We start from the raw sequence: 14,369 nt of genomic DNA on the forward strand, positions 1-14,369 counted from the left end.
ACTCCTAAGACACCCCTGAACAAGTCTGGCGACGATCTCGTCGCCAGCTACTACGACCTGCATGAGCATGCTCATCCCGATGGCTACAGCACCAATCTGGGCTTCTGGATCTATCTGATGAGCGACTGCCTCATCTTTGCCATGCTCTTCGCCACCTTCGGCGTGCTGGGCGGCAATTATGCGGGCGGCGAGGGTCCGAAGACCCTGTTCAACCTGCCGCTGGTGGCGCTCAACACCTCGATGCTGCTGTTCAGCTCGATCACCTATGGCTTCTCGATGATTGCGATGCAGTCGGGCAAGAAGAACGCCACGCTGATCTGGCTGTTCGTGACGCTGCTCTTCGGTCTGGCCTTCCTGACCATCGAGCTGACCGAGTTCCACGAGCTGATCGAAAGCGGCAATGGCCCGCAGCGCAGCGCGTTCCTCTCCAGCTTCTTCACGCTGGTGGGCACGCACGGCCTGCACGTCACCTTCGGGTCGATCTGGCTGGTGACGCTGATGGTGCAGGTGGGCCGCTTTGGCCTCACCGCCGCCAACCAGCGCCGCCTGCAGTGCCTCTCGCTGTTCTGGCACTTCCTTGACGTGGTGTGGATCGGCGTTTTCACCTTTGTTTATCTGATGGGGACGCTGCGCTGATGGCCGACCACTCTCACCATGACGATCATGGCCACGATTCGGGCTTCCACGCCTCGATGAAGGACTATGTGATCGGTTTCGTCCTGTCGGTGATCCTCACCGCCATTCCCTTCTGGCTGGTGATGACCGGGGCGCTCCACAGCCCCGCCGCCACGGGCCTTGTCATCATGGGCTTTGCCGCCGTGCAGATCGTGGTCCACATGGTCTACTTCCTGCACATGAGCCCCAAGGTCGAGGGCGGGCAGAACCTGCTGGCCCTGATCTTCACGCTGATCATCGTGATGATCGTGCTTTCGGGCTCGATGTGGGTGATGTTCCACCTCAACCAGAACATGATGCCGATGCCCGCCACCATGGACGGCATGGGCTGATCGCGACATGACCTTGGACTTGCCTCTGGCAACCGAGGGCAAGACAGGGGGGCGGCGCCAGTTCATGCTGGTGGCCGCCCTTCTGGCTTTTGCGGCCCTCTTCGTCGCACTCGGCGTGTGGCAGGTGAAACGCCTGGCCTGGAAGGAAGCGCTGATCGCGCGGGTGAATGAAGGCCTGAGCGCCACGCCCCAGACGATCGACGCCGTGCCGACCGGCCTGCCCGGCGAGCTGCTCAAAGCCGCCGAATACCGCCGCTTCATCCTCCATGGCCGCTGGATCGCGCAGGGCACCACGCTGGTGACGGGCGCCTCGGCCTATGGCACCGGCTATTGGGTGCTGACCCCGCTGGCGACGGACTCCGGGCGCATCCTCTATATCAACCGCGGCTATGTGCCGATGGGCACCACGCGCGACGCCGTGATCGCGGCGACACCCGCCGTGCCGGTCGAGGTCACCGGCCTGCTGCGCCTCACCGAACCGCATGGCGGTTTCCTGCGCGGCAACGATCCAGCCGCCGACCGCTGGGCTTCCCGCGACATCTTCGCCATTGCCGCGCATCGCCATATCGCCGCCCTGCCCGACTGGTTTATCGATGCGCAAAGCATGCGCCCCGATCAGCCTGTCGATGCCGCCATCACCGCCCATCAACCTATGGCGGGCTTGACGGTGGTGAGCTTTCCCAACAATCACCTGGGCTATGCAATCACCTGGTTCACGCTTGCGCTGCTGTCTCTGGGCGCCATTGTTCTGGTGCGGCGCCAACGCGCCTAATCCTACCGGGGGCGTGCGCGCATGAGCGACACGCCTCCATGGGATATCGCCCCCGCCTCCAAGCGCAACATGATGCTGCTGATCCAGTTGCGCTGGATCGCGGTGGTGGGTCAGCTGCTGACCATCTGGTTCGCCGCCGCCGTGCTGCATGTCCATCTGCCGATCTTCGAGATGATGACGGTGCTGGTGCTGCTGGCGCTGGTCAATCTGGTGACGCTGGTGCTGAGCATCGGACGGCGCGGCTTTTCCTATATCGAGCTGCTCGGCTCGCTGATGCTGGATGTGTCCGCGCTGGCCTGGCAGCTGTACCAGACGGGCGGTGGCACCAACCCTTTCGCCTTTCTTTTCCTGCTCCAGATCGTGATCGGCGCGATCCTGCTCCCCCCGCGCTGGAGCTGGATCATCGCTGTGCTGGCCGGTTGCGACGCCACCTTCCTCACCTTCTTCTTCCAGCCGCTGACGCTGCCCAGCGTCTATGAAGGCGTGCATTTCCAGCTGTACCTGATCGGCAGCCTGCTGTGCTTCCTGCTGATCGGATCGCTGCTGGTGTTCTTCGTGGGCCGCATCGACCGCAACCGCCGGGCCAGCGATGCCCGCCTTGCCGCGCTCAGCCAGCGCGCCGCCGAGGAGGATCATATCGTCCGCCTTGGCCTGTTGGCCAGCGGCGCGGCGCATGAGCTGGGCACGCCGCTAGCCTCCATGTCGGTGATCCTTGGCGACTGGGCGCATCACCCCAGCGTCAAGCAGGACAGCGATCTGGCCGAGGATATCGCGCTGATGCAGGGCGAGTTGAAGCGCTGCAAGGCGATCCTTTCGGGCGTGCTGATCTCGGCGGGCGAAATCCGGGGCGAGAACCCGCAGGTCACATCGCTGCACAGCTTCCTCACCACCTTCATCGAGGATTGGCGCGAACGCTCCCCCTGCCCCATCGCCTTCACCGAAGAGATCGGCGAGGACATCGACATCGTGGCGGACCCCGCCCTGCGTCAGGTGCTGAGCAACATCGTCGACAACGCCATCGACGCCTCCCCCACCGGCATCGCCATCGAAGCGCGGCGTGAGCGCGACTGGCTCAGCATCGTGACGACCGATGAAGGGCCCGGCTTCGCGCCGCAGGTGATCGATCAGATCGGCAAGCCCTATGTCTCCACCAAGGGGCGCGATGGCGGCGGGCTCGGCCTGTTCCTGGTGGTCAATGTGGCGCGCAAGCTGGGCGGGCGGCTGAAGGTGGAGAACCGCGAGGAAGGCGGCGCTCAGGTCAGCCTGACGATCCCGTTGTCGGCGCTGGCCTTTCAGGGCAAAAGGGCGAAATGAACGATCCGGCACCCCCATCCCCGGAGTCTTCGATCTCACCCTCGCTGGTGATCGTCGAGGACGACCCCGCTTTTGGACGCACCCTCAAACGCTCCTTCGAACGGCGCGGCTATGAGGTGCAGCACGCCACCAGCCCCGAAGAGCTCGAAGCCCTGCTCGGCGACGACAGTTTCGATTACGCCGTGGTGGATCTGAAACTGGGCACCGCCTCTGGCCTGACCTGCGTGCAGATGCTCAGCCAGCATGATCCGGCGACCTGCATCGTGGTCCTCACCGGCTTTGCCAGCATCGCGACGGCGGTGGAAGCCATCAAGCTGGGCGCCGCGCATTATCTCGCCAAGCCCGCCAACACCGACGACATCGAAGAAGCCTTCGCCCAGCGCGAGGGCAATCCCGAAGTGCCGCTCGAAGGCCGCAAGACCTCGATCAAGACGATGGAATGGGAATATATCCACTCCACGCTGGCCGATTGCGATTTCAACATCTCCGAAGCCGCGCGGCGGTTGGGCATGCATCGGCGGACTTTGGCGCGGAAGCTGGAAAAGCGGCAGTTGAAGTAAGGTTGAGAAGGACAATGCGAGGGGGTTACCCCCTCGCGCTCCCATACCGTCTTCCGGCGAGAAGGCAGTGGCGCCGAAACGAAGCGCACTGTCTCTCCACCTGTGCAGGCACAATGTCAGCCTGCGGCGCGGCGACGTTCAGCAAAGCCAAACGCCGCTCATACATTACGCCAGCTTGTCGCGCACGATGGCCAGCGCTTGCTGGTTGATCGCCTTGGCCTGCTCCACCGTATCGCTTTCGGAGTAGCACCGCAGTTCCGGCGCATTGCCCGAACGACGCAGATGGATGATCGCCCCCTGCGCGGTGGTCATACGGATGCCATCCGTCAGATCCAGATTGGTCACCGCCCCGGCAATACCGCCGAAATGCTCGTCCAACCGCGCGATCTGAGCGTCCCTGTCACCCTCCAGCAGCTTGGCGAAAATCGCCTCGCTCTTCTCGGTGGCGAAGTTCTGGATGCGGTCGGAATAGGTCACGCGCGGCGGCAGCTCCTCAATCAGATCGCGGATCTTGCCCGGACGCGAGGCCACGATCACCGTCAACACCGGCAACACCGCATCGCGCGTCGGCAAAGGCTCCAGAGAGCCCAGCTTGGTGCCCAGCAGAAAGCCGCCATTGGCTTCATAGCCCACCACCGGTTGCTCACCCTTGGCCAGATGCGCATTCATCGCGGCAATCACGAAAGGTGAGCCGATCCGCGTGCGGTCCGTTTCGGCAAAGGCGCCGCAACGTTCCAGCACCGTGTTGCTCGACACCGGCGTCACCACTGCATAGGCCCGCAGCGCTCGGGCGCAGAGCACGCCCAGCACATCGCCGCGCAACCACTCACCCTTGTGGTCGGCCAGCAGTGGGCGGTCCGAATCCCCATCCGTCGAGATGATCGCATCGAAACCGAACTCTTCCGCCCAGCCCTTGGCCAGCTCGACATCCTCGGGGCGAATGGCCTCGGTATCGACCGGAATGAACTGCGTGGCACGGCCCAGCGCCACGGCCTTGCCGCCCAAAGCCTCGACCACCTCGACCAGCACATCGCGGCCCACCGCCGAGTGCTGATAGACGCCGATCGTCAAGCCGCGCAGCGCCTGAGGCCCGAAATGATCCACATAACGCTGAATATAGGCCTGCGCGACTTCGGTCACCTCAGGCAGCGGCGTCGCGGCCTTCAACATGCCGTGATCGTCAAAAATCGCCGGATCGGTGGCGATCACCTGACCGCGCATGCCAGCTTCATCGTCTTTCAGCACCTCCCCCTTGGGGCGGTAGAACTTGATGCCGTTGCGGTCGGCGGGGATATGGCTGCCTGTCACCATCAGCGAGGGGATGCCTTGCCCGAAAGCATAAAGCGCCAACGCGGGCGTCGGCACAAAGCCGCAGAACACCGGCTCGCCGCCGGCATCGCGCACGGCCTGAGCGCAAGCCGCCATGATACGCGGCGTGCTGGGCCGCAGATCGCCCGCCACCGCCACGCGCATGCCGGGCGAAAACTCGCCAAGGCTGGCCAGATGCTGGAGAAAACCGGTGGTATAGGCATGGCAGACCTGATCGGTCATCGCCACCACCTCGCCGCGCGCGCCACTGGTGCCGAATTGCACCCCGGAACGCGCCATCACGGCATCGACCGTCAAAGGGGTGGTCTGGGCGTCCTGCTGGGTCATCGAAACAATTCCTGGCCTGTTGGGGAACCTGGCCCCCATCTATCGCGTCCGCCGTGCGGGGACCACCCCCTGCTCGACGGGAATTTCGCAATACACTGCAATGCTTAACGCCGGTACGAAGGAAAGGCTCCAAAGTCGATCCGTCCCCGCTTCGGGCCGTGACGAAAACACGATAGCGCAGGCGACATGATTGCACCGGTGCATATCGACCGCCTGTGGAATGCAGGACTGATGGCCGTGCTGGCTCTGGCCTGCGCGCTGGTCGGCTACGCCAATTGGGGCATGGCGGAAAGTTTTGCCGGGCTGGCCCCGGGCCTGACCGAGGTCCTTCAGCCAGAACCAGCAACAACCACCGAACCACCTGTGGATTCCTTTCTGCCGCAACAGATTCAGAATCTTGGCCGCGATCAGGCGCATGCCTACAACCTCGCCTCACCGCTTGAGGCGATCAATCCCGCGCCGCCCGCTTTCCATGCCGAATGGCTTTCCCCGCCCGAACTGGACCGCGCGACCGACTGCATGGCCAGCGCCATCTATTACGAAGCCGGCAGCGAGAGCCTGACCGGGCAGTTGGCGGTGGCTCAGGTGATTCTCAACCGCTTGCGCCATCCCCGCTATCCCAAGACGGTCTGCGCGGTGGTCCATCAAGGCAGCGAACGGGCGACGGGATGCCAGTTCACCTACACCTGTGACGGCGCCCAGTCCCGCCCGCCCGATGCCGCCCGGCTGCAACGGGCCAGACTGGTGGCGCAAGCCGCGCTGCATGGCGCCACATCCGCGCAAGCCGGGCAGGCCACGCATTACCATACGGTCTGGATCGTCCCGGTCTGGGCCAAGGATCTGCGCAAGGTGGCGATCATCGGCAATCATGTGTTCTATCGCCCGCCCGGGGCCTATCCCGGCTATCCGATGCCCAGCCTGCCGATTGCCCCGGTCATCGCAATGGAGCGGACCGTTGGGGCAACACCATTCCCCCTCACCGCCACAATCGAGATTCATCCTGCCCTGGTGGCAGCGGAGAAACCGCAGCTGTCGCTCGCGAATGTGGAAACCATGGGTGTGCCGACCATCGCCGGTCCTGCCGCGGCACCATTGGCTGCGGCAACGGCATCCCAAAACCCACAGAGCAAAGAGAGAAAGGCATTCCGCTTTGGGCATCCCCATCGAGACAATGGATCAATTCCTTTGACCGGCCTGTAAAATAAATATCAAAATCTACAAATCATCACTTAGATCAGTTTCAGATATTTCTCCGATGACTTGCAACGAATTTGGACAGATCATCGATTTGACGTACCGCTATTTTGAATAGGCTGCACCACAGCATAGGCTGCAACAAGGTGCATCATGGCCAGTTTGCCGGCGACATCCCCCCTCGCTTCCCTTCGCCTTCGTTCTCCCTCCGAATGGGACTGGATACGCTGTCTCGATGTTGCCCTGGCGCTCGCGGCGCTGGCCTTCATTCTGCCGCTGCTGCTTCTGGTTGCCGTGGCGATCCGCAGCACCAGCAAGGGGCCGGTGCTGTTCATCCACAAACGCATCGGCCGCAACGGAGAAGTCTTCGGATGCTGCAAATTCCGCACCATGCAGGTGGATGCCGACCGTCGCCTCGCCGAATTGCTGGAGCGTGATCCCCAGGCCCGTGACGAATGGCAGGGCAGCCAGAAATTGCGCAAGGATCCGCGCATCACGGCCATCGGCCACTTCCTGCGGCGCAGCAGCATCGATGAACTGCCGCAGCTCTACAATGTGCTGAACGGCACGATGAGCTGGGTCGGCCCGCGCCCCATCGTCCATAGCGAGATCACCCGCTACGGCCATCATTTCAGCCATTATTGTCAGGTAAGGCCCGGCATCACCGGCCTCTGGCAGGTCAGCGGGCGCAGCAACACCAGCTATCGCCGCCGCGTGGCGATGGATGTGGTCTATATCAGGCGGCGCACCATGATGCTGAACGGCATGATCATGGCGCGCACCCTGCCGGCGGTGCTGCTGCAACGCGGCTCCTGCTGAATGGGCTTTCCGAGGTCGATGAAGCGCATTTTTACGCAGGACAGGTTTCACCACCTCCTGTCGAACAGCAATCGTCGCGGAACTTATGGCCTGACTTCGGCGCGTGCCTCCCCCCGATTGTTGGCTCAAGCCGCCGCGCTGCTGACGATCAGCGCGGCCCTGCTGGGGGCGGCCAACAGCGGCCTCCTCACCACCCTTTTGTCACTGGGCCAATGCCTGTTGGCGGGCGTCATTTTCACGCTGCTTCCCGGACATCGGGATTGGTGGCGCTCGGTATGGCCTGCAGCGGCGCCCTGTCTCTTGCAACTGGGTTGGGCCAGCCTGCCCTCGCTTCATCTTCAGGAGATAGCACCGCCACTGTCGCCCGATCTCTATGCGCTGAACCTTGTTGGGCTCTATGCTCAGGTGATGCTTTTTCTCGCCATGGCGCGGTTGGGGCAGGAGCGCGATACCAGTCGACACTTTGCCGAAGCCATGACCGTTCTTGCAGGCCCTGCCATTGCGCTCTCACTGGCGGCGGTGCGGCTCGAATGGATCGACCCGGCGGTGTTGGGGCTGGAGATCGGGCAGAAGCTGCGTTTTTCCGCAGCGATCGGCAATCCCAATGTGGCGGGTGTGATCTTCGCCATGATGAGCCTGATGGCCATGGGCGTGACGATCACCCGCTTTCGCGATTGGCAAACCCGCCCTTCGGATCGAAATTTGCTGTTACTGGCCTGCTGCGCAACGAGTTGCGCGCTCTGTCCGGTTCTGGCCGCAGCGACGCAATCGCGCAGCGCCATTCTGCTGCTGGTCCCTTGCATCACCCTGCTCTGCCTTGGCCGCGTCATGATCGCGGGCGTGCATCGCTTTTATCTGCTGGGCGGTCTTGCCGCACTGGTTGCGCTTGTGCTGTCCATCGGCTTTGTTTTCGACCGGCTGGAGGATCTGCCCCAGGATGGCGCCGCCCGTCTGGCGATCTGGGCCCGGTTCTGGACCCTGGCTCAGGCCGCGCCATGGTCAGGCTATGGGTTGGGTTCCTTTATCGAGATCAACCAGCACACCCTGACAGCCCATGATGCACTGACTATGTGGGATTTCGGCGCAGCGCATGCCGCGCCGCTGCAAATTGTTCTGGAACTGGGATGGCCGGGGCTTGCGCTGGCACTGGCATGGTTGGGCGCGATAGGCTGGCGACTGCTGCGGCATATCGGCATCCTCAAAAGCCCTGTCGCGCGGTCCATGATGCTGGCCATCGCGCTGCCCTTATGCGCATCACTGGTCGATATCGCGATGAATGCGCCTGCCGTTGTGGGACTCGTGATGGGGCTGTCGGGTCTGCTTTATGGCCGTGCCGCACAGGCCCCTTCAATCCGCTGACGGGATATTTCCTACGGTCATGCGGAATTGATAGGCCATGCCTGCAGCACTATCGCCCAACAGACGCTCAATCGCGGCGCGCTGGCTGCTATCGAAGCGGGTCAGCCATTCAGCCTCGTCCAGCATGTTTTGCTGCGCCGCATCGGGCAGCCGATTCCACGCGAAAGCGCCATAAGCGATGCGCCAACGCGCCTCCCGCATCAGAAAAGGCGCAGCACGATAGCTGGCAACATAGGCCGCCACACCGCGCGACGAGGCAGATGGATACGCCAGAAGATCGGCCTGAGCCGTCAGGATTTGCGTGGTCGCCCAGCCCGGACGGGAATGGCTCAGGGGCTCGATCTGCCGCCGAGCCCATGCCAGATCAAGCTGCCGCTCCCCCCGTGTGGAGGCCTGCCCCGCCGAGATCAACGCCAACTCTGCCAGACCGGCCTTGGCCCTGTCTCCCAAAGCCTCGGGCAGGTCATCGGCGTGATCGACCAGCACCGTCTGCCCTTTATCCTGAGAGGACCGCATGGCCATGACGATGGTTTGGGTGGTCCACTCACGCGCAGACAGAGAGGCAGCCCATGCCGTGCCAGCAAGACAGAGCATGGGCATCACAATGGATAGGCGGGCATCCCTCTTACCGATCATAATAGGCCACATAGCGGCGCGAGTAATAGAGCGCCCCCACCGCCTCAGCTCGAGGATTGACCATGGTCAGCACCGCGCCGATGATCGGCACATTGTCATGCTCCAGCCCGGCGAGTGCAGCATCGACCGCAGCAATCGGCGTGCCGCCCCATTTGATCATCAGCACCACGCCATCGCTCAGCTTGGCGATGCTGCGCGCATCGGTGACACCCAGCACCGGCGGCGTATCGATCAGGATGTGATCGTAATGCGGGCGCAATTGCTCCAGCATGCTGCGCATCCGGGCGGGATTGAACAGATCGGTGGGGCTGAAGGTTGATTTGGCCACCGGCAGGATCGAGCAACCCGCGACATGATCCTCGATGATCGCCTGAGCCAGATCGACCTCACCATTCAGCACCTCGATCAGCCCGCATTCGGGATGAAGGTTGGCCAGCCGCTTGATGCTGGGCCGCCGTACATCGCCGTCGATCAGCAGCACGCGCTCGCCAGCCATGGCCATCACGCGCGCCAAGGTGAGCGAGCTGGAGGTCTTGCCCTCTCCTGGCACGGTGGAACACAGCGCCACAACCCTGGCCGCTCCCCCATCGGCCCGGCGGATCGAGCTGCGGATGGTGCGATAGGCCTCCGCATAGGCCGACATCGGACGCAGGATCAGCGTATCGGCAGGCGAGCAGCGTTCGCTCCCCTCGCCCCGCAACTGCTTGCGCCCCAGACGTGGCACCGAAGCGAGAAAGCGCAGCCCCAGCAGCACCTCCACATCATCGGCATTGCGCACCGTGCCCTGCATCGTCTCGGTGACCATGGCGGCGATCACGCCCAGCACCAGCCCGGCCAGCACGCTGGTCGCGGCCATGGCGGGGCGGTTGGGAAAGGCAGGCAGGCTGGTGACGACCGCCTGCTCGATCAGCCGCGCCTGAGGCTGGCTGGATTGCTCGACCTGCGCTGTTTGCTGCACCGAGCTGGCAAGGTGGTTGTAAGCCCCGGTTGCAGCATCGGCGCTGCGCTGCAGGCTTTCCGCTTTCACGGCAGCGCTGTTGTTGGCGGCGATTTCGCCTTTCAAACTGCCCAATTGCCCACGCAGACTGGCCGCCTGAGCGGTGGCCGCCCGCGCCTCGCTGCGCAGGCCCTCAATGATGCGGCTCTGCTCTTCACGGATCTGGCGGTCGAGGGCGGCGATGCGTTCATTCCCCTCAATCAGAGCGGGAAACAGCGGACCATAGCGCGAGGCCAATTGCGAACGATCCGCCTCCGCCACCGTGCGCTGCCGCCGCAGATCAGCAATCACATTGGAGGACAGCACCGCCGACACCGCATCCGGACCCGCCGAAGCGACCTGCTTTTCCGCCGTCTCCAGATTGGAGCGCGCCGCCGCCGCCTGAGCCTCCGCCGTTGCCACCTGCGTGGAGAGCGGCGCGATCTGCTGATCGTTCACCGTCGCGCCATTGGCGCCCTGCACAATCCCCGTGGAGGCGCGGTAATGCGCCACATCGGCGGCGGCGACTTCGGCCTGACGGCTGAGCCTTTGCAGCGCGGCCTGACCTTCATCGGCCTGACGCGCCGCCGTGCTCATCATCACGTCGGCGGTGCTGTTGATGTAGCTTTCGGCAAAGCTGTTGGCGATGCGCGCGGCCTTCACCGGATCGCGCGATTGGAAGCCGATCGCCAGAATGTAGCTCTTTTCCTGCTGCTCCACCGCCAGCCGGTCCAGCAAAGTGCTGATCGCCGCCTCCACCGCGCGGGCGTCGGCCAGATCGCCCTTGTCCTTGCGCAGGCGGGCCGACACGAACTCTGGATCATGCTGCAAGCTGTTGGCCAGCACCACGCGCCGCGCAATATCGCGCGAGCGGATCGTGGCGATCTCGGTGCTGAGCAGCGACTGGTCGAGCGGGCCGTGCCCTCCCTCGCCATCGGGCGCCACCACCAGCGGGCGGTTGGGGGTAATGCGCAGCCGCGCGGTGGACTGATAGCGCGGCGTGATCGCGAAGCTGGCCCCCACCACCAGCAGCATGGTCAGCGCCAGCACGCCTGCCACCAGCTTCCAGCGCCAGCGCAGAACCTGCCCCAGCGCCCCGAAAGACACGGAGCGGCGCCCGATATGGCGCGACTGATCGAACCGGCTGACCGGCGTGAGCGGCGTGGCCAAAGTCACGGCATTCATGGACGGTCTCCTGTCATGTCTGGATGATTATTTCTGGATTACCAGGCGCAGCATCACGCGCGTTTCCGAATAGGGTGAAATCAGCGCGGTGTTATGGGCCCGGCGCTGGTCATGTTCGACCGACAGGCCGAATCCCAGCACACGCGTCGCCATGTAGCGCACGCCCGCGCTGGTCTTGAGAATGTCGAGCGAGGCCGGCGTGCCCTTGAAGGCATCATGCTCATAGCCCGCCTGCGCATCGAGCAGAATGTTGCGCCGCAATTCGTGATCCACCCGCAGCGCCACCGAGCTGTTGATATAGCCCCCCAGATCCAGCAGCGTGGCATCCTGAGCGATGCGCCGCGCCGTCAGCGTCACAGTGGTCAGGGCCGAGGCGAAGTAATCGACCCTCGCCTCGGCGGTCAGATCGGCGAAATTGCGGTAAAGCGGCGTATCATAGCGGTGCGCCATATAGCCAACGCCCACCGCCCCGCGCACCAGCGTCGCCAGATCGAAGGTTGCGCCCGCCAGAACGCGATAGGTTTTTGAATCGCGGTTGGGCACGCCGGGGGCCAGCCGATGCAGATAGGTCGCCCGATCGAAACTGCCCTGAAGGAACAGCGACGTATCGGGCGAGACGGCATATTCGCTGCGCAAAATGCCGCTATGGGCATGCGAATTGCGGTTGGCCTGATTGATCAGCGCGCCCGAAAAGCTGCGCACCGGATCGAAAGCCGTGCTGGAAAAGCTGTAGGATCCCTGCAGCTTCATCCGCCCCAGCGTGGCTGTCGGCGAAATCTGCCCCACCGCCGTAAGATATTGCGAACTTTCCGCAGCCGCCGTGGGATAGGCGGCAGAGGTCGGTGGCTCGGCATCCTTGCGCACCCGCGCGGAAGCGGCGATGGCCACATCGGCGGTGGCATCGAAGCGGCCTTCCAGAGCGCCATTCCAGCCATCGCGATTGCGCCGCCCCTGCGTGAAATAGCGGTACAGGCTGGCGCCGCCGCTCGCCGTCAATTCATGCCGCGACCAGTGGGAAGACACCACGCCGGAAGGCGAAAACACCACATAGCCGTCGCCCTGATCGCTGGCGTTCTGGTAGGCGTTGGTGGTGTAACCCACGCCCAGCTCCGCCTTGGGCTGCAGCGTAAAGCCGCCCAACGGAATGCCCTGCGCGGTGTATTCCGGCCGGGGCCGGTCCAGCACGCCCATGTTGCGCCCCCGATCGAACTCCAGCGGCAGGCTGGGGGTGACCATATTGTCATCTGTGCCCTGCGCATGGAGCCCATCGGCCGAAGTGGCCAGCAAGAGGCCCAGCATCTGGCGTTTCCAGTGTCTCAAGGCCACGTCCCCCCGCTGCATGATCGTTACGGCGCGCTCAGATAGTTGGACCCGCCCGAGGCCAGTCCCAGCGTCGTCCCCTGCTGGAGCAGGCCGAGATCGCCGTTGGCGGGGCCAATGCCCGCAATCGACCCGCCGATGCAGCTGCGCGCCAGCGTGTTGGCGCGAGCCACCGCCGCGCGGACCGGTGGCGCATTGCGCAACACCGCCTGTTGCAGACGGCTCAGCGCCATCTGGCTGACCGTGCAGCTGACCTGCGCCTGACTGATCGCCAGCATCAACTGGCCTTCCACCTGTGTCATGGACGCCCTCGGATTGGCCGCAATCGCCGCCAGCAGGCGCGCCAGCAGAGCATCAGCCTGCGCCTGATCGCTTGAAGTGCCCGCCATGCTCTGGCCGGAGGGCTCTCCGGCCAGCGCCATGCCCGGCGAGCCCACAAGCATGCAGGCCAAAGCACCTGCCAGAAGGCGCCGCCTTGCCCTTGCTGTCCGGATCATGCCGTTGCCGTCTTGCGTCATCATCGCTCTTGTCCATGATTTCCTGGCGAAGCGTTCCACGGGGGCACGCTCTTCGCAAATGCAGAAAGATCGGCATTGAAGGCATCTGCCATCGCGCAGACCGGAAGGGGGCATCACCAATAGCGCTCGCCGATGCGGATCGTGTCGCCGGGCATGACCTTGAGGTCGGGGCTCAGCTCCACCCTTTCCGGCTGATCGTCATTGATATGGCGAACGAACACCTTCTTGCGGTTGGCGCGATAGGTGAAGCCCCCCGCCAGAGCCACGGCGGCATCCACCGTCAAGCCCGTGGAATAGGGATATTCGCCCGCCTTGTTGACCTCGCCCAGAATGTAGAAGGGGCGGAAGGTCAGCACATCGATGCTGACGCGCGGCTGCAGCACATAGCGGCCCTTCAACTGATCGGTGATGGCCTGCGCCACCTGATTGAGCGTCTTGCCCCGCGCGGTCACATCGCCAATCAGCGGCAGGGACAAAGCCCCCGCGGTGTTGACGAAGAACTCGCCCGACAGGCTCGGCTCATTGAAGACGATGATCCGCACCTTGTCGGCCGCGCCGAGCTGATAGTCGCTCTCCACCGCCGCCGGGGCGGTATCGGGCGCGGCAATCGGCGCCTGAGGCGCCGATTGCGCCCAACTCGCGGCCGGCAAGGCCAGCAGCAAACAGGCTGCTCCCAAAAGCGCGGCACTCAAGCCTTTATCAATCTTCTTGCTGTAGGGCATGGCCACAAGTTCCCGTGCCTGCGCGCTCTGGCCAACGCGACTGAACATGACGTCTCATGGCTAAACACGCTTTCGGGCGGACCCTAATGTTTGTGCAACCAGTCTGGAGCCAATCCGGACAAGCAAGGATCAGCCTTTCCCATGTCCTTCGTGTCTTCGCCCCCTCCCTGCGCTCTCACATCGGAGCCGTTGTCTGGCGGGGCGGACGACCTCTGGCCGCGCGCGGTGCGTCTGGGCACGATTGGCGTGCTGTCCCTGGCCAGCTGGGGCCTGCTGTTGGGGTTGGGTTACGGCCTGCGTAATGTTCTTGGCTGAGACCCACGCATTGTCC

General features: G+C 63.9%; 15 protein-coding genes. 9 read left to right on the plus strand and 6 right to left on the minus strand.

What is annotated here, in order from left to right; all coding sequences use genetic code 11:
* Nucleotides 1-57: 57 nt before the first annotated feature.
* Genes cyoC through SR3_RS01750 form a run of 5 tightly spaced genes read left to right on the plus strand, consistent with a single transcriptional unit; the run spans nt 58 to nt 3,653 of the window.
* Nucleotides 58-636, plus strand: coding sequence for a cytochrome o ubiquinol oxidase subunit III (gene cyoC / locus SR3_RS01730; RefSeq protein WP_245653716.1), 579 nt, complete (start codon nt 58-60; stop codon nt 634-636).
* Nucleotides 636-1,007 carry a cytochrome o ubiquinol oxidase subunit IV gene (cyoD, locus tag SR3_RS01735; protein WP_068080025.1) on the plus strand — a complete coding sequence of 124 codons (372 nt, stop codon included), beginning with the start codon at nt 636-638 and terminating at the stop codon, nt 1,005-1,007. The genes cyoC and cyoD overlap by 1 nt, the downstream gene beginning before the upstream one ends.
* 7 nt (nt 1,008-1,014) lie before the next feature.
* The gene (locus tag SR3_RS01740; protein ID WP_068080027.1) at nt 1,015-1,779 is read left to right on the plus strand and encodes an SURF1 family protein; all 765 of its coding nucleotides are present in this window, start codon (nt 1,015-1,017) and stop codon (nt 1,777-1,779) included.
* Between the two features lie 21 nt (nt 1,780-1,800).
* Nucleotides 1,801-3,093, plus strand: coding sequence for an ATP-binding protein (locus tag SR3_RS01745; protein WP_068080029.1), 1,293 nt, complete (start codon nt 1,801-1,803; stop codon nt 3,091-3,093).
* Nucleotides 3,090-3,653, plus strand: coding sequence for a response regulator transcription factor (locus SR3_RS01750; protein WP_084454826.1), 564 nt, complete (start codon nt 3,090-3,092; stop codon nt 3,651-3,653). The genes SR3_RS01745 and SR3_RS01750 overlap by 4 nt, the downstream gene beginning before the upstream one ends.
* Nucleotides 3,654-3,818: 165 nt before the next feature.
* On the opposite strand, the gene SR3_RS01755 is transcribed toward SR3_RS01750, so the two are convergent.
* Nucleotides 3,819-5,309, minus strand: a complete 1,491-nt coding sequence (locus tag SR3_RS01755; protein WP_068080031.1) for a phosphomannomutase — start codon at nt 5,307-5,309, stop codon at nt 3,819-3,821.
* Between the two features lie 186 nt (nt 5,310-5,495).
* On the opposite strand from SR3_RS01755, the gene SR3_RS01760 reads away from it, so the two are divergent.
* The 3 genes from SR3_RS01760 (at nt 5,496) to SR3_RS01770 (ending at nt 8,681) form a co-directional block, all read left to right on the plus strand.
* Nucleotides 5,496-6,509: a cell wall hydrolase gene (locus tag SR3_RS01760; protein ID WP_068080033.1), complete on the plus strand. Its 1,014-nt coding sequence runs from the start codon at nt 5,496-5,498 to the stop codon at nt 6,507-6,509.
* Between the two features lie 147 nt (nt 6,510-6,656).
* A complete protein-coding gene (locus SR3_RS01765; RefSeq protein ID WP_084454827.1) occupies nt 6,657-7,322 on the plus strand; it encodes a sugar transferase in 666 nt (221 codons plus the stop codon).
* 18 nt (nt 7,323-7,340) lie between these two features.
* Nucleotides 7,341-8,681, plus strand: a complete 1,341-nt coding sequence (locus tag SR3_RS01770) for an O-antigen ligase family protein (protein ID WP_169805539.1) — start codon at nt 7,341-7,343, stop codon at nt 8,679-8,681.
* On the opposite strand, the gene SR3_RS01775 is transcribed toward SR3_RS01770, so the two are convergent.
* The 5 genes from SR3_RS01775 to SR3_RS01795 all read right to left on the minus strand — a co-directional run bounded on the left by SR3_RS01775 (nt 8,670) and on the right by SR3_RS01795 (nt 14,086).
* Nucleotides 8,670-9,275, minus strand: a complete 606-nt coding sequence (locus tag SR3_RS01775) for a hypothetical protein (RefSeq protein ID WP_157098577.1) — start codon at nt 9,273-9,275, stop codon at nt 8,670-8,672. The genes SR3_RS01770 and SR3_RS01775 overlap by 12 nt on opposite strands.
* A 31-nt stretch (nt 9,276-9,306) precedes the next feature.
* On the minus strand, nt 9,307-11,478 hold the full coding sequence (locus SR3_RS01780; RefSeq protein WP_068080040.1) for a GumC family protein: 2,172 nt from the start codon (nt 11,476-11,478) through the stop codon (nt 9,307-9,309).
* A gap of 27 nt (nt 11,479-11,505) precedes the next feature.
* Nucleotides 11,506-12,777: an outer membrane beta-barrel protein gene (locus SR3_RS01785; RefSeq protein WP_068080042.1), complete on the minus strand. Its 1,272-nt coding sequence runs from the start codon at nt 12,775-12,777 to the stop codon at nt 11,506-11,508.
* 47 nt (nt 12,778-12,824) lie between these two features.
* A complete protein-coding gene (locus SR3_RS01790; RefSeq protein WP_157098578.1) occupies nt 12,825-13,319 on the minus strand; it encodes a hypothetical protein in 495 nt (164 codons plus the stop codon).
* Nucleotides 13,320-13,429: 110 nt separating this feature from the next.
* Entirely contained in the window at nt 13,430-14,086 is a 657-nt protein-coding gene (locus SR3_RS01795) for a polysaccharide biosynthesis/export family protein (RefSeq protein WP_245653707.1), read from the minus strand.
* Nucleotides 14,087-14,179: 93 nt separating this feature from the next.
* Here SR3_RS01795 and SR3_RS31060 point away from each other — a divergent pair, with 93 nt between their 5' ends.
* A complete protein-coding gene (locus SR3_RS31060) occupies nt 14,180-14,353 on the plus strand; it encodes a hypothetical protein (protein WP_157098579.1) in 174 nt (57 codons plus the stop codon).
* The last annotated feature ends 16 nt before the right edge of the window (nt 14,354-14,369 follow it).

Origin of the sequence: Novosphingobium rosa NBRC 15208 (assembly GCF_001598555.1) — a bacterium.
Classification (GTDB): domain Bacteria; phylum Pseudomonadota; class Alphaproteobacteria; order Sphingomonadales; family Sphingomonadaceae; genus Novosphingobium; species Novosphingobium rosa.